Genomic DNA, 16,229 nt, shown 5'->3' on the forward strand with positions numbered 1-16,229 from the left:
TCCTTGCGCAGGCGAAAAATGGGCGTCTTGGCCCTCAGACAGCCAAGCGGCGAAAAAACTTCATCCGCGCCCCTCACGAGGCCGTCTGGCATGGTTCTTTTAAGGGCTGAAAGCCAGGCGTGGCGCGGGTTTGAAGGCAATTGGCCAGCCTACCGCTCACCTGCCTCAGGTGACCGTTAGGTAGGTTCGGGGAGAACCTCTCCCGCCTTCGCTGTCTGAGCTGCCATGAAGCCGAGAAGCCTTGAAATACAAAGACAAATTCTTGTTCTGGAAGACGATCCGGGGCAGCGCGAGCTGCTGACCGAAATCCTCACCGAACAGGGGCTGAACGTCGTGGCAGTCGCCTCCAGCGATGAAGCGATGGCTCATATGGACACCCGCGGCAGCGATACCAAGATGGTCATCGCCGACGTCAACGTGCCGGGCATGCTGGACGGTCTGGCCTTCGCCCAGCTCGCGGCGGTGAGCTGGCCCACGGTGCCCTTCATCATCATTTCCGGCTACATCGACCAGGATCTCGCCGTCCTGCCGCGGCGCGCTGCCTTCCTGCCCAAACCCTGGAGCGTGGCCGACCTCAGCCAGTTGGTCGAGAGCCTGCTGCCGCGTCGCTAGTGTCCTGTTTCCTGGGATAGGACGGTTGGTACGACCTACCTACCCAGCTCTTGTCATCGCTCCTTTCGTCCCCCGAATAGACACGCTCGTCGGCCGCGACCGGTCGCCACTGGCCAAATGATATGACGTCCGTCGGCATCCCGGTTTTGCAGGGAACCAAATGCGCTGAACGCTATCAATGTGCCATCTATTCCCGACTGGCAAGGAGCGCTTCATGGACGCAGTCATCACCCAGATTTCTCAGATCACCGATTGGGAATTTCTCATTGCGCTGGAGCGCAGCCTGGAAAGCCGCGGTCGCCTCGACCTGGCCGCGCGAGAAGCCCTTGAACGCCAGGGCAATCTGCTCTCGCGCCGTTACCTGATGCAGAAGGGCAAGCTCGGCAACGGCCCCTTCAGCCCGGTGGAAAACGAGATCCTCGACGTCCTGGCCATGGCCACCGCCGCTCTGCGTCGCAGCCGCCGTCTGCCCCATAACATCGTCAAGACCCTGCGCGCCGGTGGTCTGATCGAAGCGGTCGAGCGCAACGTCTGCCACGCCGGCGCCCTGCAGTGCCGCACCGACTTCGAAGCCGACGGCATTCCCCGCGGCACCCTGGAGCGCATCGTCGATCGCAATCCCCAGGCCTTCGAACTGGAAGCCCGCCGCGCCGCCGCCCGCTACATCGCCGACCAGGAACCCGCCTTCCGCGCCGCCGGTTGAGCCTTGCGATGGCCGCCTGCGGGCGGCCATCGCGGTACGAGGACAGGCTGATCGTCGTCCTGACCCCGTGCTACCGTTTCGAGCCTCTCCCACCGAAACGAGCCGCGCCATGTCTCTCGCCGACAACCTGCTGGCCTTCACCCTGGCCGCGTCCCTGCTCACCGTCACTCCGGGTCTCGATACCGCGCTGATCCTGCGCACCGCCGCGGTAGAAGGCCGGGCCCAGGCCTGGCGCGCGGCCCTGGGGATCAATGCCGGCTGCCTGCTCTGGGGCGCCGCCGTGGCCTTCGGCCTGGGCGCACTGCTGGCGGTCTCGGAGCTGGCCTATACGCTGCTCAAATACTGCGGCGCCGCCTACCTCTGCTGGCTCGGCCTCAACCTGCTGCTGCGCCCCCGTAACGCCATCGCCCCTGCGGAAGGCGAGGGCGGCTCAGGCTCCAACTGGTTTCTCAAGGGGATGCTGGGCAACGTGCTCAATCCCAAGGTCGGCATCTTCTATGTGTCCTTCCTGCCCCAGTTCATTCCCCAGGGCCAACCCCTGATCGCCTGGACCTTCGGCCTGGTCGCCATCCATGTGGCACTGGGCCTGGTCTGGTCCCTGACCCTGATCGGCGCCACCCGCACCCTGGGCGAGACCCTGCGCAAGGCCGCGGTGATCCGCTGGCTGGATCGGGTGACGGGCGTGGTCTTTCTGCTGTTCGCCGCCAAGCTGGCGTTGAGTCGGCGATAGGCGATAGAGGGGGGAGGGCGACGCTCCTTGGGGGCGCCAAGGCCAAACCCCAGAAACGACAAAGCCCGCACTAGGCGGGCTTTGGGGTGATCCTTGCGGATCAAATTGGTCGGAGCGACTGGATTCGAACCAGCGACCTTCTCGTCCCGAACGAGACGCGCTACCAAACTGCGCTACGCTCCGTGATGGATGGCGCGCATTCTACCTAAAACTCATGCAAGCACAAGGGGTTAGGTAAAAAAATCGCGCCGGGCTGGAATCAGAGCTCTTTGATGGTGCGAACCTGGTCCTTGTTGATGCGGGTCGGCTTGCCGTCGAGCTGCTTGAAGGTATAGAAGCCCGAGTCGTCATCGTACTTCGGCGTGTCGGTGGCCTGGATCTCGCGGCCATCGTTGAGGGTGATGACGCTGGGCGTGGAGCAGCCGGCGAGCAGGGCGCTGGCAGCGACCAGCAAGGCGGCGGGGAGCAGGTGCTTGTTCATGTGACGGTCTCCTTTCTTGGCAACCAAGCGGGCTTAGGACCGCGGGTGCAGGGCCGAGTTCGTCCGCCAACCGGTGGGTCACGCCGTCTGGCCTAGTGGATCGCCGCGTTCAGACCGCGCTTTCCAGCGCCGCGGGGTCGTTGAAGTTGGCCAGGCGAATATCGTCTTCAGTGAAGTCCACGGCGGTCAGGCCAAGGGGCAGCAGGGCGCCACGCGGACTGCGCTCGCCATCCGCCCAGGCCTGGCGCAAGGCCGGCAACAGGCGCCGGGGCAGGGCGCTGAACAGCGGTTGCCAGTAGCCACCCTGGCGCGCCATTACTGGCCCCGCGCTCGCCTGAGCCGCCGTGAGCAGTTGCAGGGCGAGGGCGGCGTCGATCCGCGGTGCATCGCAGGGCAGCAGCAGCACCCAGTCATGCCGCGCCACGGCGAGGCCGGCGAGGATGCCGGCCAGGGGGCCAGGATAGTCCGGTTGGTCATCGGCCACCAGCTGATCGGCCCACTGGGCATAGCGCGGCGCATTGCGGTTGCAGGAGATCACCAGGTCATCGGTCAGTGGCCTTACCGCGGCCTGCACCTGGGCCACCAGGGGCTGGCCGCGCCATTCCACCAGTCCCTTGTCGCGTCCGCCCATGCGCTGGCCGCGACCGCCGGCGAGGATCAGGATGGAAGCGGGCAGAAGGGACATACAGCGGACCTCGGCTTTTGGACGTGGGGAGCGGGCTTTCATCCTAGCCCGGTTTCGCCGCTGGCGGTCGGCTGGAGCAGGGTTTGTCCGGGCGAAACGGCTGGGCTAGACTCGGGCGCGTCCCGTGCAAAGGGGCGTGCTAGACACCTTTGATCCCTGTCGTGCGGTGGCGGGGAGTCCCTGCCCAGAAGGAGTTTGGAAACGATGAAGACGATGTTGCTCCCTGCGTTGGCCCTGGCCGCCTTGCCCGCCTTTGGCGCGGGCGGCGGTGAACCTCCCTCGGTCAAGGTCACCTTTGGCCAGCCGACCATCCGCCAGAAGCTGTTCTACGAAAAGCTCTACGAGAAGAAGCCCTATCCCGACGCCACCCTCTATTACTACAGCAACGGCGTTTACAAGATCATCTCGCCCGGCGAGGAGCACTACGGCGTCTATGTGGTGCACGGCAAGCTGACCGACGACCAGTACCAGGTGGATTTCATCTCCCTGCCGTCCGCGGACTGGGGTGGCAAGACGGCCCGGCATTTTCTCAAGTTCAATCGGAAGGCCGGCACCTTCACCCAGCAGGCGACCTGGGAGGAGGACCCGAATATCGCGCCCCAGTACGGCCGCTTCAGCCAGGACGTCAACGACATCGCCGATCCGCGCCCCATCAAATGGGAGACCCATGCCGAAGGCGAACAACGCCAGCGCTAGGCGTGGCCAGGCGCCCTCTCGGTTGAAGGGGCGCCGGCTTTTCCTCTAGGCTGTGACGATGCAGCCTTTTCGGACCTTCCCCGCGATCCTGGCCCACAGTGCCCCTGACTCTCGACGCGGCCACCTCCCGGTCGCTGCCAGTCCGGCGCTCACCCCCTCCGGGAAACCCGCGGCCCGTCCGGCGGTCTTCCGCTGCACCCTTTCTTTCGCACACTTCGGAAACCCAAGCAGATGAGCCACAAAGCCGAGGCGGTTTTCGTACCGCTGAACATCGCCGTCCTGACGGTCAGCGATACCCGCACCTTCGAGACCGACACCTCGGGTCAGCTGTTCGTCGACCGCCTGGAGGCCGCCGGCCATTTCCTCGCCGACCGCGTGCTGCTCAAGGATGACCTCTACCGAATCCGCGCCCAGGTCGCCCACTGGATCGCCGAAGACCAGGTCCAGGTGGTGCTGATCACCGGCGGCACCGGCTTCACCGGTCGCGACAGCACCCCGGAAGCCGTGGCCTGTCTGCTGGACAAGCAGGTGGATGGCTTCGGCGAACTGTTCCGCCAGATCTCCGTGGCCGATATCGGCACCTCCACCGTGCAGTCCCGCGCCCTGGCCGGCCTGTCCAACGGCACCCTGGTCTGCTGCCTGCCGGGTTCGACCAATGCCTGCCGCACCGCCTGGGACGGCATCCTCGCCGAGCAGCTGGACAACCGTCATCGCCCCTGCAATTTCGTGCCGCATCTCAAGCAGGCCGAACCCTGCGGGCCACGCGGATGAGCCTGCTGTCGCTGGAAGAGGCCCTGGCGCGACTGTTGGCCCTGGCGGCCGAAGACGGTCCCTTGCCCCTGGAGCAGGTCGCCCTGGAAGACGCCGACGGGCGCATCCTGGCCGCGCCCCTGGTAGCCGACCTGGATCTGCCGCCCTGGGACAACAGCGCCATGGACGGCTACGCCCTGCGCCTGGACGACTGGCAGGGCGAACCGCTGCGGGTCTCCCAGCGCATCTTCGCCGGCCAGGCACCAGCGCCGCTGGAGCCGGGAACCTGCGCCCGCATCTTTACCGGTGCGCCGGTGCCGGCGGGTGCCGACTGCGTGGAAATGCAGGAAAACACCGAGGTGCTGGACGATGGCCGGGTGCGCTTTGTCGAGCAACTGCGGCTTGGCCGCAACATCCGGCGCCGCGGCAACGAGGTCAAGGTGGGTGACGAGGTCCTGTCGGCCGGCACCGCCCTGGGTCCTGCGGAGCTGGGCGTCGCCGCCTCCCTCGGCCGGGCCCAGCTGAATGTCTTTCGGCGCCTCAGGGTCGCGGTGCTGTCGACCGGCGATGAACTGGTAGCGCCCGGCCAGCCGCTCGGGCCGGGGCAGATCTACAACAGCAATCGTGCCCTGCTGATCAGTTGGCTGCGGCGGCTGGGTTGCGAGGTGTCGGACCAGGGCATCCTGCCCGACGATCTCGCCGAGACGCGCCGGCGGCTGGGCGCGCTGCAGGCCGATCTGATCCTTTCCACCGGAGGTGTCTCGGTGGGCGAAGCCGACTACCTGGGGCAGGCCCTGCGTGAGGAGGGCGAGCTGACCCTGTGGAAGCTGGCGCTCAAGCCGGGCAAGCCGCTGACCTGTGGGCGCTTCCGCGGGATCCCGCTGATCGGCCTGCCGGGCAATCCCGCCTCGACCCTGGTGACCTTCGGTCTGCTGGCGCGGCCCTATCTGCTGCGGCGGGCCGGCAAGATCGACGTGGCCCCGCTGAGCGTCGAGGTGCCGGCCGGTTTCGACTGGCCGCGTGCCGGTGCGCGCCGCGAATACCAGCGGGCGCGCCTGGAGAATGGCCGGGCGGTACCCCATCGCAACCAGGGCTCCAATGTGCTGCAGACGGCGGCCTGGGCCCATGGCCTGGTGGAGATCCGCGAGGACCGCACTTTCGCCGTGGGCGATCCGGTGCGCTTCATCCCGCTGGCCGAATTGCTCAAGGCCTAGCCAACCGGCGGTCAGGACTGAACGTGGCCGTTGGGCCACAGTCCTAGTCTCCAGATTCGCTCGCCGGGCGCTGCCCGGTACCTGACGCGGCATCTCGCCGCGCAGCGCCAACCTTGGACGACAGACATGACGACGACAGGCACCCTGGCTGACGCAGCCCTGGTCATTCTCAATGGCAAGGAAACCGGTAACGAGGACGTTCGGGAGGCCATTCTCGAACGGCGTGCCGCCGGTCATCGCATCGACGTGCGGGTGACCTGGGAAGAAGACGATGCCGCGCGCTTCGTCGAGCAGGCGACCCGCGAAGGCTACGGCACCCTGGTCGCGGCCGGCGGCGACGGCACCCTGCGGGCGGTGGCCGAGGCCATGGCGCAGAACCACAGCCAGGCCCGTCTCGGCCTGCTGCCCCTGGGTACCGCCAACGACTTTGCCCGCGCGGCCGGTGTGCCGGTTGAGCCTGCCGCAGCGCTGGCGCTACTGGATGGCCCGACCAGCGCCATCGATCTGGTCGAGGCGGAGGGTCAGCTGTTCCTCAACATGGCCACCGGTGGCTTCGGCTCCCAAGTCACCGCCAACACCCCGGGTGAACTCAAGCGCCTGCTGGGCGGCGCGGCCTACTTCCTCACCGGCCTGACCCGCTTCGCCGAGGTGCATTCGGCCCATGGCCGCTTCCGCGGTCCCGGTTTCGAATGGGAAGGCGAATTCCTCGCCCTGGGCATCGGCAACGGTCGCCAGGCCGGCGGTGGTCATGTGCTCTGTCCCACCGCCGTGGTCAACGATGGCCTGCTCGACGTGGGTATTCTGCCGGCGTCCCAGGACGTGCTCGGCACCCTGGGCGAATTCCTCAGCAAGGGCTTCAGCACCGAGGAGATGTTCATCCGCGCGCGGCTGCCCTGGGTGGAGCTGGAAGCCGCCGAAGGCCTGGACATGAACCTCGATGGCGAACCGGTCAAGCGAGACCGGGTGAGATTCGAGGTGCGTCCGGGTATCCTGCAGGTCTGTCTACCGGTGGATTCGCCCCTGCTGGGCGAGACCGCCGGCACCCTGGCCGAGCCGGCGGCGACGTCCTGAGCAGGCGCCTGCGGAGGTAACGTTGGAGCTACTGATCAATGCGGGAATCGTGCTGGCCACCGTGGCCGGCATGGAAGCCTTTGCCTGGTGGTCGCACAAGTACATCATGCATGGCTGGGGGTGGGGCTGGCATGAATCCCACCACCGCCCGCGTACCGGCTGGTTCGAGAAGAACGATCTCTATGCGGTGGTCTTCGCTGGCCTCGCGATCCTGCTGATCGCCCTGGGCAATGCCGGCTACTGGCGCCTGCAGTGGATCGGCGCCGGCATGACCCTCTATGGCCTGCTGTACTTCATCGCCCACGACGGCCTAGTGCATCAGCGCTGGCCGTTTCGCTACATCCCGCGCAGCGGCTATCTGAAGCGGCTCTATCAGGCGCATCGCATGCATCATGCGGTGGACGGCAAGGACGGCTGCGTGTCCTTCGGTTTCCTGCTGGCGCCCACCACCCAGCAACTCAAGCAGCAGCTGCGCGAGATACACGGCGGCGCCCTGGATTCTTCGCGCGAGCGCAAGGCGCGGGATCAGGTGCAGGAAGGTGCGGACTAGGCGGGAGAGGGGAGCGCCTCCGAGGAGGCGCTAAGCAGGGTCAGGCGACGGCGGGAGTGTCGTCGTAGGCGGCGAACAGGGAGTGGGCGTACTGACTGCGTTCGCTTTCGTTGCGCAGCAGATCGATGAATTCCTTGGCGGGCGGATTCAGGGTACCCGCTTCGGCGGCGGTTACCACCTGGGCCTGTTCACCGGCTGCCAGTTCGGCGAAACCGGCACCCAGACGCTCGGTGCAATAGCTGTCCACCACGGCCAGACCGTCACGCAGCAGATCGCGCAGGTTGGCGCCCTGCTGGACCTGCGCCTGCTCGTCGAAGGGGTCGACGATGTTGGAGCGATCGCCGTGAGCGTAGGGGGTCAGCATGTGGCGATCGATGAACTCGGGCAGCCGGGCATCGGCCTGCTCGCTGTCGGCCTGCAGGTGAGCGCAAAGGGCGACCAGGGTGCGCCACTGGGTGGCGTTGAAGAATTCGGGCTTGTAACCGGACTGCGCGTTAGCGGAAAGGCCAAGGGCAAGTAGTGACGAGGAGGCAGCGAAGCGATCGTGTGAAACAGCCGTTTCCGTCTTGTGCATGTGCAAATCCCATACTCGTAGGCTGACTACCGGATGCAGCGCTCTGGCTCAGGCATCCATCCATCCGCGGCCCACCAGGGGTCGCTTTAATCCGACCCGTTTATCGCATAAAAGTTTGCGGGTGGGCAGCCCCAAGATGCGCACAAATGTGACCGAAGCGCGATCGCTGGCGTCAGCGCCGCGGCCGGGTCCAGAGCTCGGTCGAGCGGGGCTCGTCGCGCTGGTGGCGGGACAGCATGGCGCGCGCGGCGCCGCGGCAGACCAGGCGCAGCTTGTCGGCGGTGCTGGTGCTGACCCGCTGATCCCAGGCCTGGGCGCCCAGGTGCAGCACCTGCACGCCGATCTCGCGATAGACGCCGCGGGCGGTGGCGATGGCCCAGGCCGAACGCAGGGGCAGGGCGGCCAGGCCCTGGCGTGCCGAGTCGTAGTAGGGTTCTGCCAGGCGTACCAGGCGCTCGGCCAGCTGGGCGACGGCTTCGCGATGGCGCGGCGCGGCCAGTTCGTCCGCCGGCACCCCGAGTTCGTCGAGCCATAGCCGCGGCAGATAGACGCGGCCGATACGGGCGTCCTCGACGATGTCGCGGGCGATGTTGGTGAGCTGGAAGGCCATGCCCAGGTCGCAGGCGCGATCCAGGGTTTCTTCGTCTTCGGCGCCCATAATGCGCGCCATCATCACCCCGACCACCCCGGCGACGTGATAGCAGTACTCCAGGGTGTCTTCGAGCTCCACATAGACGCGCTCCTCGACGTCCATGCGAAAGCCGGCCAGGTGATCCAGCGGCAGGGCCAGAGGAATGCCATGGCGCCTGACCACCCGCTGGAAGGCGGCGAAGGCCGGATTCTGCAGCGGCTCGTCGCCGTAGGCGGCGCGGGTCAGGCGTTCCAGCTCGGCCAGGCGTTCCTGTCCGGCGCGGCGATCGCCCTCGACCTGACCATGGCCCAGTTCCTGGCCATCGATGACGTCGTCGCAGTGGCGACACCAGGCATAGAGCAGCACCGCGCTCTCGCGGGTTTCGGGGGCGAACAGCTTGGCGGCCGCGGCAAAGCTCTTGGAACCGACGGCGATGCTCTGCTCGGCGTGGTCGACGACGTCAGGGGTGGCTGGCATGGCTAACCGTGCTCCTCGAGGATGACGCTGGCGGTGGCCTTGGCCGAGCCGACCACGCCCGGAACGCCGGCCCCGGGATGGGTGCCCGCGCCGACCAGGTAGAGGTTGGGAATGACACTATCGCGATTGTGCGGCCGGAACCAGGCGCTCTGGGTGAGGATGGGCTCCAGGGAAAAGGCCGAGCCGACATGGGCATTGAGCTCCTGGCGGAAATCGGCCGGGGTGAAGATGCGCGAGGTGACCAGATTGGCCCTCAGGCCGGGCATGTAGCGCTCTTCCAGGTAGGCGAAGATCTTGTCTCTCAGGAGCGGGCCTTCCACGCTCCAGTCGACGTCGGCATTGCCCAGGTGCGGCACCGGCGCCAGCACGTAGTGGGAACTGTGGCCGGGCGGTGCCAGCGACGGATCGGTGACGCAGGGCGAGTGCAGGTAGAGCGAGAAGTCGTCCGGCACGCCCGGGCCCTTGAACAGTTCGTCGATCAGGCCACGATAGCGCTGGCCGAAGCAGACCATGTGGTGTTCGAGACCCACCGGCGGCTGGCTCAGGCCGAAATGGATGACGAACAGCGACATGCTGTGTCTCTTGCGCTTGAGGCGATTGCCCTCGACCACGCCATGGGTGTGGTGGCCAAGCAGCTTGCGATAGGTGTGCACCACGTCGGCGTTGGAGGCCACCAGATCGGCCGCGAGCTGGCTGCCGTCGGCCAGGCAAACGCCGGTGGCGCGATTGCCTTCGGTGAGGATGCGTTCCACCGGCGCGTTCAGCCGCACCTCGCCGCCAAGGTCGGTAAAGAGCTTCAGCAGGCCGAGCACCAGCTGGTGGGTACCGCCCTTGGCGAACCAGACGCCCCACTTGCGTTCCAGCGCATGGATCAGCGCATAGATCGAGGAGGTGGCGAAGGGGTTGCCGCCCACCAGCAGGGTATGGAAAGACAGCGTCTGGCGCAGCTTCTCGCTCTTCACGAAGCACGACACCTGGGTGTAGACGCTGCGCCAGGCGCTGAGCTGGACCAGCTTGGGACCGGCGGCGAGCATGTCGCCGACCTTGAGGAAGGGCTTGGCGCCGAGGCGGATGTAGCCTTCTTCGAATACCGCCTGGGAATAGGCCAGGAAGCGCTGGTAGCCGGCGACGTCGTCCGGTTCCAGGGCGCGGATCTGCTCGTCCAGCCGGGCCTGGTCGTTGACGTAGTCGAAGCGGGTGCCGTCTTCCCAGCACAGCTGGTAGAAGGGGCTGACCGGCAGCAGCTCCACATAGTCGCGCATCTGCCGACCGCTGAGGGTGAACAGCTCCTCTAGGGCCGAGGGATCGGTGATGACGGTCGGACCAGCGTCGAAGGTGAAGCCCGCGTCCTCGTAGACGTAGGCACGGCCGCCGGGCTTGTCGCGGCCCTCGATGAGGGTGGTGGCGATGCCGGCCGACTGCAGACGGATCGCCAGGGCGATACCGCCAAAGCCGGCGCCGATGACGATGGCCCGCTTGGGCGCGTTACCTTGGGTCATGGTGCTTCCTTGAACTGAGGAGGACGAGCTAGCGCGGCATCCAGGGCCGGTTTCAGCGGCACCGGCGGTTTGCCGGAAAGGATGCGCAGCCGATCGAAGGCGGTGAGGCGGCCGGCGTAGAAGCGCTGGATCAGCGGTTCTCCGAGGCCGTAGAACCTTTCCATGACGCGCACCCGGTGCTCGGGGCGGCCGGCGAGAAAGAGCATGCGATTGAGCAGGCGGAAGAAGCCCTGGCCCTGCCAGCGGCCCTGGGCGTACTGCCGCAGGCCGTCGCGCAGCACGGCGCTGGAGGTGAAGGGCTGGGCGGCCAGGTGCTCCGCCAGGCGTACCGCTTCGGGCAGCGAATAGCCGGTGGTGGGGTGGAACAGCCCTGCGGCCAGGCCAATGGGGGCGCCGGCGGTGACGTTGTCCCAGTAGCGGTCCAGATCGCCGCCCAGGGTGATGGGCAGCACGCCCTGTTCCTCGCGCAGTACCTCGGCGATCTCCCAGCCCTGCTGCCCGGCATAGTCGGCCAGGTGCTGGCGCAGGCGCTCGACCGGCAGGCTCTCGCCATCGGCGTAGTAGGTGTCCTCGATCAGCAGCCGATCGGGGGCCAGTGGCAGGCTGTAGACGAAGCGATAGCCGTCCAGCTGATCGACGGTGGCGTCCATCACGATGGGTTCGGCCAGGCCATGGGGCCGCGTGAGACGCACCTCCTGGCCGAGAAATTTCTGATAGCCGAGCCAGAGCGCCGGATCGGGCCGCGGTCCGCGGGCATCGATCACCGCGCCGGCGGCCAGGGTGTAGCCATCGGCGAAGACCACGCCATCGTCCTGCAGGCGCAGCACCTGGCGTCCCAGCAGCAGGCGCTCGGCGGGCAGGCGCGCGCTCAGAACTTCATGGAAGCGTTCGGCGCTGATGCTGGCGTAGCCGCTGCCGAGTTGCCGCTGGCGCTGGGGGAAACGCACCTCGTAGCCCGGCCAGCGATGGGCGACCAGCGGATCGATCCAGGCATGCTGCGGCGCGGTGAGATCCGGCTCGTGGAAGGACCAGGTGTGGTTGCCGCCCAGGCGTGGACCGGCTTCCACCAGGCGCCAGTCCAGCTCCGGACGCGTTTCGGCCAGGCGCAGGGCGAGCAGGCCGCCGGCCAGGCCGCCGCCGACGATCAGCAGGTCAGGACGCACGTTCGAGTCCTCGCCGGGCCAGGCCATCCACCAGGCGAGCGGCAGTGGCGACGCCGCCTGCCGCTCTGGCGATGGGCACGAAGCGTTCGGCCGCCTGGCGGTAGCTGGGGTCGGCCAGCACGGCGCCCAGGGCCTGGGTCAGGCGGGCCTTGCTGGCCAGCCGCGGTGCCAGGCAGATGCCGGCGCCGACCCGCTCCAGGCGCCGGGCGATGCCCGGCTGGTCGAACACCATGGGCAGGGCGAGCATGGGCTTGCCGGCCGCCAGGGCGTCCAGCACGGTATTGAAGCCGCCGTGGGTGATGACCGCATCGGCGCGGGCAATGGCCGCTTCCTGGGGCGCGAAGTCCGTGACCCAGGTGGCGCCGTCGTCGAGCAGGCGGCGTTCGCCGCTGGCATCCAGGCGCCCGCAGTGGGCGATCAGCACCTGGACGCCCAGGTGGCGACAGGCCTGGGCGATGCGGCGGAACAGGGGCAGACGGCCACCCTGCAGGGTGCCGAAGGAGGCGAAGACGAAGGGCCGGCGCGGATCGATCTCCAGCGCCAGCCGTTGCTCGCTCACCGCCGGCGAGCGCAGCGGCCCGACCTCGTGGAAATGCGGCGGCGGGGCCTTCCGCGGAAAGTCGAAGCCCGGCAGGCACTGGCTCAGCTGCAGATAGGGCGAAAAGCAGTCGTCGAGGGTCCGGCGGTCGCCAAGGCCGAAGGCCTGGGCCTGGCGCTGGATGACCTTGCCCTGGCCGCGCATCATCAGGTCGAACACTTGGGTGGCGCCCTGGACGATCTGCCTTTCCCGCTCGCTGGCGGGGTAGGCGAAGGGCAGGGTGGGCAGGGGCAGATGGGGCTCGCGATTCATCGGCACGGCGCAGGCCAGGGACGCATAGGGCAGGCCCAGGTGGTCGCCGAGCAGGCCACCGGCCGGTTCCATCTGGTCGGCGATCAGGCAGTCGACCTCGAGGTCACGCAGGGCGGCCGGGCCTTCGCGGCAGAACAGTTCGGTATTGCGCGCCATGTCGGCGATCACGCCGAATACCGACCAGGGCTTGCTGCTGGCGGTACGGGCCAGCAGCGGCGCCAGGCTGCCGCGCGGATGACTGGTCGCGCCTATCGCCTGGAAGCCGACACCCGCCGGCAGCGCCCGATCGCCCACCTCCACCTGGTGCAGCAGGGTGACCCGGTGGCCGAGCGCGACCAGCGCCTCACCCAGCACCAGATGGGTGGACAGGTGGCTCGGCAGCGGCGGCGAGATCAGGGCGACATGCATGGCGGCGTCCGGTCGGGTGTCGGCCACTATGGGCACCGCAGCGATGCGGCGTCCAGCAGCTCGGCCTGGCGCAAGCCGGCCAGATCGGCCGAGCCAGTGCAGAAGCAGGCGATGCGCAACTGTTCGATCACCACCTGGAAATGCGCGATCACCGCCTCGGTGGATTCGGTGGCACCGGGCAGGGCGGCGGCGGCCTGGCCGGCCAGATCCGCACCGAGACAGATGGCCTTGGCTACGTCGATGCCATTGCGGATGCCACCCGAGGCGATCACCGTCGCCTGCGGGCAGGCGGCGCGCACCTGGCACAAGCTCTCGGCGGTGGGGATGCCCCAGTCGGCAAAGGCGCGGGCAATGGCGCGCTGCTGCTCGTCACGGGCCCGTTCGGCTTCCACCGCTGCCCAGCTGGTGCCTCCGGCGCCGGCGACATCGAGTACCGCCACACCAGCTTCCACCAATTGCATGGCGACCCGGCCCGACAACCCGGCACCGACTTCCTTTACGACGACCGGCACGGCCAGTTGTGTAACCAGATTTTCCAGAGCGAGGAGAATGCCGTGCCAGCGGCGATCGCCACCGGCTTGCACGGCTTCCTGCAGGGGATTGAGATGCACGATCAGGGCGTCCGCTTCGATCATCTCCACCGCGCGGCGGGCTTCGTCGAGGCCATAGCCGGCCACCAACTGCGCGGCGCCGAAGTTGGCCAGCAGTGGCACGTCCGGCGCCAGCCGGCGCAATTCGCCGGTCAGACCCTGGTCGCCACCCTGCTGCAGGGCGATGCGTTGGGACCCGACCGCCAGGGCGATGCCCAGGGTCTGGGCCGCTTCGGCGAGATGCCGATTGATCAGCGCGGCCCGCTCTGGGCCGCCGGTCATGGAGCTGATCAGCAGCGGCGCGGCCAGGGGACGCCCGAACAGGCGGGTGCCGAGGTCGATATCGTCGAGGTTCAGTTCGGGCAGGGCGCAGTGCGTGAAGCGGTAGGCGTCGAAGCCCGTGGTGACGGCGCTGCGGGCCTTGTGGGGATCCAGCACGATGTCCAGATGATCGTTCTTGCGGCTTGCCAGTTCCCAATCCACCATGTCTTCTAGAGTCCGCCCTGAATGACCTTTCGTCGGTCGTTGTGGTCTGGTAGGGGACGACGGGTTCGCTTTGCGAAGACCTAATCCACCAAGGTGCGACCGTTCGTCGGTTCCACATATGGAGTATCTCGACTCATGGCGACCGTATTAGTGCCGAACGCGACAGACAATTTTGCCGCTGCGCTGCAATGGCAGCGTACCCGTATCGACGAGCGTCTGGCAGAGCTGTTACCGGCCGGCAGCGATCCGGTCGCCGAAGCGATTCGCAGTGGTGTGCTGGCACCCGGCAAGCGGCTGCGTCCGCTGCTGATGGTGCTGGCCGCCGAGGACCTGGGTCAGGCCGACGAGGCCGTCCTCGATCTGGGCTGCGCCGTGGAAATGGTGCACGCCGCCTCGCTGTTCCTCGACGACATGCCCTGCATGGACGACGCCCGCCTGCGCCGCGGGCGGCCGACCCTGCACGTCGAGTTCGGCGAGGACGTCGCCATGCTGGCTGCGGTGGCCCTGCTCAGCCACGCCCTGCGCCTGGTCGCGGGCCTCGCCGGGGTACCGGCGGAAACCCGCACCCAGATGGTCTGTCAACTGGCCGATGCGGTCGGCACCGCGGGGCTGGTCTGCGGCCAGTACCATGACCTGCACGGCGGCCGCCAGGCACGGCCGGCCGATGCCATCGCCCTGACCAACCAGCTCAAGACCGGCGCGCTGTTCTCCGCGGCCATGGCCATGGCCGGTGCCACCCTGGTCACCACCGCCGTGCAGCGCGAGGCCTTCCACGTCTTCGCCTGCCAGCTCGGCCTGGCCTTCCAGTTGCTCGACGATCTGGACGACGGCAAGGGCCTGGGCAAGGACGCCGGCAAGGATGGCGACAAGTCCACCCTGGTCAGCCTGCTCGGCCGCGACCATGCGCAACGCCAGTTGCACGGTCACCTCAAGCAGGCCCGCGAGGCTCTGGCCAAGGCTGGTTGCGCCGACGGCGCCCTGGCCGGCCTGCTGGATATCGTCTTTCGTCCGCGTTAGGGCGAATTACTGGGGATCCGGCCCTCTAATCTCTCGATAGCCTTGTTTCCCCCTGAGGAGTCCTGAGATGTCGAAGTGGAAAATTGCTTACAGCAACGTTGACGGCAACACCTCGGTGGTCACCACCGACGCTGACCAGAAACCGGACATGGAGCGGATCGCCCAGATCGTCCGAGACGATGCCCTGGAAGAATACGACGACAGCGAAGTCCCCCGGGATTACGACGAACCCACGGTAGCCCTGCTGGAACGCCACGGCATCACCATCACCGGGATCACCGAAGAAGGCTGATCGCCGGGGTATCTGGCTCTAGCGCAAGGGCCAGATACCGCCATCCCCCACCACGAAGATCCGCCGCGCTGGATCGGGTGCCAGCAGGTGCCCGCCGGTGAAGTCGCCAAAGGCCGGCAGGATCAGCACCTCGTCATTTTCCAGACAGAAGCAGGGCAGGCGCAGCGCCTGGCGCCCACGCCCCTGCAGGCGAAACGCCGGATGGATGTGGCCGGCCAGCACCGGCAGGCGCGGGTGTGGATCGGGTTCGTGCTGCAGCGACAGGCCGTCCAGTTCCAGCGGCTCGCCCACTACGTCGATGCCCAGCGCCGCCGGTGGATCGCCAGCGCGTCTGTCATGGTTGCCGCGGATCAGCAGCAGCCGCAGATGGGCCTGATGTTCCCTCCAGCGTTCGAGGGTGTCCAGGGTCAGGGGCGCGCGGGATTCCGGGGCGTGCAGGAAGTCACCGAGAAAGATGATCTCGCGGCAGTCATAACGCGCTAGCAGGCCGTCCAGCCGCGCGATGTTGCCCGCGGTGGTGCCATGGGGCACCGGCTGGCCCAATGCCCGGAAGGCGGCCGCCTTACCGAAATGGATGTCGGCCACCAGCAGCGCCTGGCGCGCGGGCCAGTAGATCGCCTTTTCCGCGAGCAGCCAGAGTTCGACACCGGCGAGGATAAGGGGGTGATAGGCAGGCATGGGGTCTCCAGGAAGCGCTTCCTGCTCTGATGGCGGCCAGGTGCCGGGGTTCAGCCCTGTTGGAGGGGAGGG

General features: G+C 67.5%; 19 protein-coding genes and 1 tRNA gene. 10 read left to right on the forward strand and 10 right to left on the reverse strand.

Translation table 11 applies throughout. The features are described from left to right. Positions 1-225 precede the first annotated feature (225 nt). The 3 genes from DBY63_RS10715 (at position 226) to DBY63_RS10725 (ending at position 2,045) form a co-directional block, all read left to right on the forward strand. On the forward strand, positions 226-612 hold the full coding sequence (locus DBY63_RS10715; RefSeq protein WP_052504098.1) for a response regulator: 387 nt from the start codon (positions 226-228) through the stop codon (positions 610-612). Positions 613-826: 214 nt separating this feature from the next. Then, positions 827-1,315, forward strand: coding sequence for a hypothetical protein (locus DBY63_RS10720; RefSeq protein WP_108581912.1), 489 nt, complete (start codon positions 827-829; stop codon positions 1,313-1,315). A gap of 109 nt (positions 1,316-1,424) precedes the next feature. Then, positions 1,425-2,045: a LysE family translocator gene (locus tag DBY63_RS10725; protein WP_108581913.1), complete on the forward strand. Its 621-nt coding sequence runs from the start codon at positions 1,425-1,427 to the stop codon at positions 2,043-2,045. Positions 2,046-2,151: 106 nt separating this feature from the next. On the opposite strand, the gene DBY63_RS10730 is transcribed toward DBY63_RS10725, so the two are convergent. The 3 genes from DBY63_RS10730 to mobA form a co-directional block, all read right to left on the reverse strand. Next, a tRNA-Pro gene (locus DBY63_RS10730) sits at positions 2,152-2,228 on the reverse strand. Positions 2,229-2,304: 76 nt separating this feature from the next. Further along, positions 2,305-2,526 carry a YgdI/YgdR family lipoprotein gene (locus tag DBY63_RS10735; RefSeq protein WP_007162865.1) on the reverse strand — a complete coding sequence of 74 codons (222 nt, stop codon included), beginning with the start codon at positions 2,524-2,526 and terminating at the stop codon, positions 2,305-2,307. A 109-nt stretch (positions 2,527-2,635) separates the two neighbouring features. Then, positions 2,636-3,211: a molybdenum cofactor guanylyltransferase MobA gene (mobA, locus tag DBY63_RS10740; RefSeq protein ID WP_108581914.1), complete on the reverse strand. Its 576-nt coding sequence runs from the start codon at positions 3,209-3,211 to the stop codon at positions 2,636-2,638. Positions 3,212-3,415: 204 nt separating this feature from the next. Here mobA and DBY63_RS10745 point away from each other — a divergent pair, with 204 nt between their 5' ends. The 5 genes from DBY63_RS10745 to DBY63_RS10765 all read left to right on the forward strand — a co-directional run bounded on the left by DBY63_RS10745 (position 3,416) and on the right by DBY63_RS10765 (position 7,492). Further along, entirely contained in the window at positions 3,416-3,907 is a 492-nt protein-coding gene (locus DBY63_RS10745; protein WP_108581915.1) for a hypothetical protein, read from the forward strand. 231 nt (positions 3,908-4,138) lie between these two features. Next, complete coding sequence (gene moaB, locus DBY63_RS10750) at positions 4,139-4,678, forward strand: molybdenum cofactor biosynthesis protein B (RefSeq protein WP_108581916.1); 540 nt, start codon at positions 4,139-4,141, stop codon at positions 4,676-4,678. Beyond that, complete coding sequence (gene glp, locus DBY63_RS10755) at positions 4,675-5,871, forward strand: gephyrin-like molybdotransferase Glp (RefSeq protein ID WP_044341379.1); 1,197 nt, start codon at positions 4,675-4,677, stop codon at positions 5,869-5,871. The genes moaB and glp overlap by 4 nt, the downstream gene beginning before the upstream one ends. Before the next feature lie 126 nt (positions 5,872-5,997). Next, positions 5,998-6,942 (forward strand): lipid kinase YegS, encoded by a 945-nt coding sequence (yegS, locus tag DBY63_RS10760; protein WP_007162870.1) that lies wholly within the window; start codon positions 5,998-6,000, stop codon positions 6,940-6,942. A 22-nt stretch (positions 6,943-6,964) separates the two neighbouring features. Beyond that, positions 6,965-7,492: a sterol desaturase family protein gene (locus DBY63_RS10765; protein ID WP_027602819.1), complete on the forward strand. Its 528-nt coding sequence runs from the start codon at positions 6,965-6,967 to the stop codon at positions 7,490-7,492. A gap of 40 nt (positions 7,493-7,532) precedes the next feature. Here the strand turns inward: DBY63_RS10765 and DBY63_RS10770 are convergent, their stop codons facing one another. The 6 genes from DBY63_RS10770 to fni form a co-directional block, all read right to left on the reverse strand. Beyond that, a complete protein-coding gene (locus DBY63_RS10770; RefSeq protein ID WP_007162872.1) occupies positions 7,533-8,066 on the reverse strand; it encodes a gluconate 2-dehydrogenase subunit 3 family protein in 534 nt (177 codons plus the stop codon). A 172-nt stretch (positions 8,067-8,238) separates the two neighbouring features. Next, positions 8,239-9,174 carry a phytoene/squalene synthase family protein gene (locus tag DBY63_RS10775; protein ID WP_108581917.1) on the reverse strand — a complete coding sequence of 312 codons (936 nt, stop codon included), beginning with the start codon at positions 9,172-9,174 and terminating at the stop codon, positions 8,239-8,241. 2 nt (positions 9,175-9,176) lie between these two features. After that, positions 9,177-10,673, reverse strand: coding sequence for a phytoene desaturase (locus DBY63_RS10780; protein ID WP_108581918.1), 1,497 nt, complete (start codon positions 10,671-10,673; stop codon positions 9,177-9,179). Beyond that, on the reverse strand, positions 10,670-11,863 hold the full coding sequence (gene crtY / locus DBY63_RS10785; protein WP_108581919.1) for a lycopene beta-cyclase CrtY: 1,194 nt from the start codon (positions 11,861-11,863) through the stop codon (positions 10,670-10,672). The genes DBY63_RS10780 and crtY overlap by 4 nt, the downstream gene beginning before the upstream one ends. Further along, entirely contained in the window at positions 11,826-13,121 is a 1,296-nt protein-coding gene (locus DBY63_RS10790; RefSeq protein WP_108581920.1) for a glycosyltransferase, read from the reverse strand. The genes crtY and DBY63_RS10790 overlap by 38 nt, the downstream gene beginning before the upstream one ends. After that, positions 13,121-14,170, reverse strand: coding sequence for a type 2 isopentenyl-diphosphate Delta-isomerase (gene fni, locus DBY63_RS10795; RefSeq protein ID WP_108581921.1), 1,050 nt, complete (start codon positions 14,168-14,170; stop codon positions 13,121-13,123). Before fni ends, DBY63_RS10790 begins: the two co-directional genes overlap by 1 nt. 135 nt (positions 14,171-14,305) lie before the next feature. Here fni and DBY63_RS10800 point away from each other — a divergent pair, with 135 nt between their 5' ends. After that, positions 14,306-15,187 (forward strand): polyprenyl synthetase family protein, encoded by an 882-nt coding sequence (locus DBY63_RS10800; RefSeq protein WP_108581922.1) that lies wholly within the window; start codon positions 14,306-14,308, stop codon positions 15,185-15,187. 67 nt (positions 15,188-15,254) lie between these two features. Beyond that, positions 15,255-15,479, forward strand: coding sequence for a hypothetical protein (locus DBY63_RS10805; protein WP_027597585.1), 225 nt, complete (start codon positions 15,255-15,257; stop codon positions 15,477-15,479). Positions 15,480-15,497: 18 nt separating this feature from the next. Here the strand turns inward: DBY63_RS10805 and pdeM are convergent, their stop codons facing one another. Continuing rightward, positions 15,498-16,157, reverse strand: a complete 660-nt coding sequence (gene pdeM, locus DBY63_RS10810; RefSeq protein WP_108581923.1) for a ligase-associated DNA damage response endonuclease PdeM — start codon at positions 16,155-16,157, stop codon at positions 15,498-15,500. Positions 16,158-16,229 lie beyond the last annotated feature (72 nt).

Origin of the sequence: Pseudomonas sp. RIT411 (assembly GCF_003057735.2) — a bacterium.
Taxonomy (GTDB): Bacteria; Pseudomonadota; Gammaproteobacteria; order Pseudomonadales; family Pseudomonadaceae; genus Chryseomonas; species Chryseomonas oryzihabitans.

Coding starts and splice junctions, on each gene's coding strand:
- DBY63_RS10715 (WP_052504098.1), top strand. CDS start 226: ATGAAGCCGAGAAGCCTTGAAATACAAAGACAAATTCTTGTTCTGGAA.
- DBY63_RS10720 (WP_108581912.1), top strand. CDS start 827: ATGGACGCAGTCATCACCCAGATTTCTCAGATCACCGATTGGGAATTT.
- DBY63_RS10725 (WP_108581913.1), top strand. CDS start 1,425: ATGTCTCTCGCCGACAACCTGCTGGCCTTCACCCTGGCCGCGTCCCTG.
- DBY63_RS10735 (WP_007162865.1), bottom strand. CDS start 2,526: ATGAACAAGCACCTGCTCCCCGCCGCCTTGCTGGTCGCTGCCAGCGCC.
- mobA (WP_108581914.1), bottom strand. CDS start 3,211: ATGTCCCTTCTGCCCGCTTCCATCCTGATCCTCGCCGGCGGTCGCGGC.
- DBY63_RS10745 (WP_108581915.1), top strand. CDS start 3,416: ATGAAGACGATGTTGCTCCCTGCGTTGGCCCTGGCCGCCTTGCCCGCC.
- moaB (WP_108581916.1), top strand. CDS start 4,139: ATGAGCCACAAAGCCGAGGCGGTTTTCGTACCGCTGAACATCGCCGTC.
- glp (WP_044341379.1), top strand. CDS start 4,675: ATGAGCCTGCTGTCGCTGGAAGAGGCCCTGGCGCGACTGTTGGCCCTG.
- yegS (WP_007162870.1), top strand. CDS start 5,998: ATGACGACGACAGGCACCCTGGCTGACGCAGCCCTGGTCATTCTCAAT.
- DBY63_RS10770 (WP_007162872.1), bottom strand. CDS start 8,066: ATGCACAAGACGGAAACGGCTGTTTCACACGATCGCTTCGCTGCCTCC.
- DBY63_RS10775 (WP_108581917.1), bottom strand. CDS start 9,174: ATGCCAGCCACCCCTGACGTCGTCGACCACGCCGAGCAGAGCATCGCC.
- DBY63_RS10780 (WP_108581918.1), bottom strand. CDS start 10,673: ATGACCCAAGGTAACGCGCCCAAGCGGGCCATCGTCATCGGCGCCGGC.
- crtY (WP_108581919.1), bottom strand. CDS start 11,863: ATGGCCTGGCCCGGCGAGGACTCGAACGTGCGTCCTGACCTGCTGATC.
- fni (WP_108581921.1), bottom strand. CDS start 14,170: ATGGTGGATTGGGAACTGGCAAGCCGCAAGAACGATCATCTGGACATC.
- DBY63_RS10800 (WP_108581922.1), top strand. CDS start 14,306: ATGGCGACCGTATTAGTGCCGAACGCGACAGACAATTTTGCCGCTGCG.
- DBY63_RS10805 (WP_027597585.1), top strand. CDS start 15,255: ATGTCGAAGTGGAAAATTGCTTACAGCAACGTTGACGGCAACACCTCG.
- pdeM (WP_108581923.1), bottom strand. CDS start 16,157: ATGCCTGCCTATCACCCCCTTATCCTCGCCGGTGTCGAACTCTGGCTG.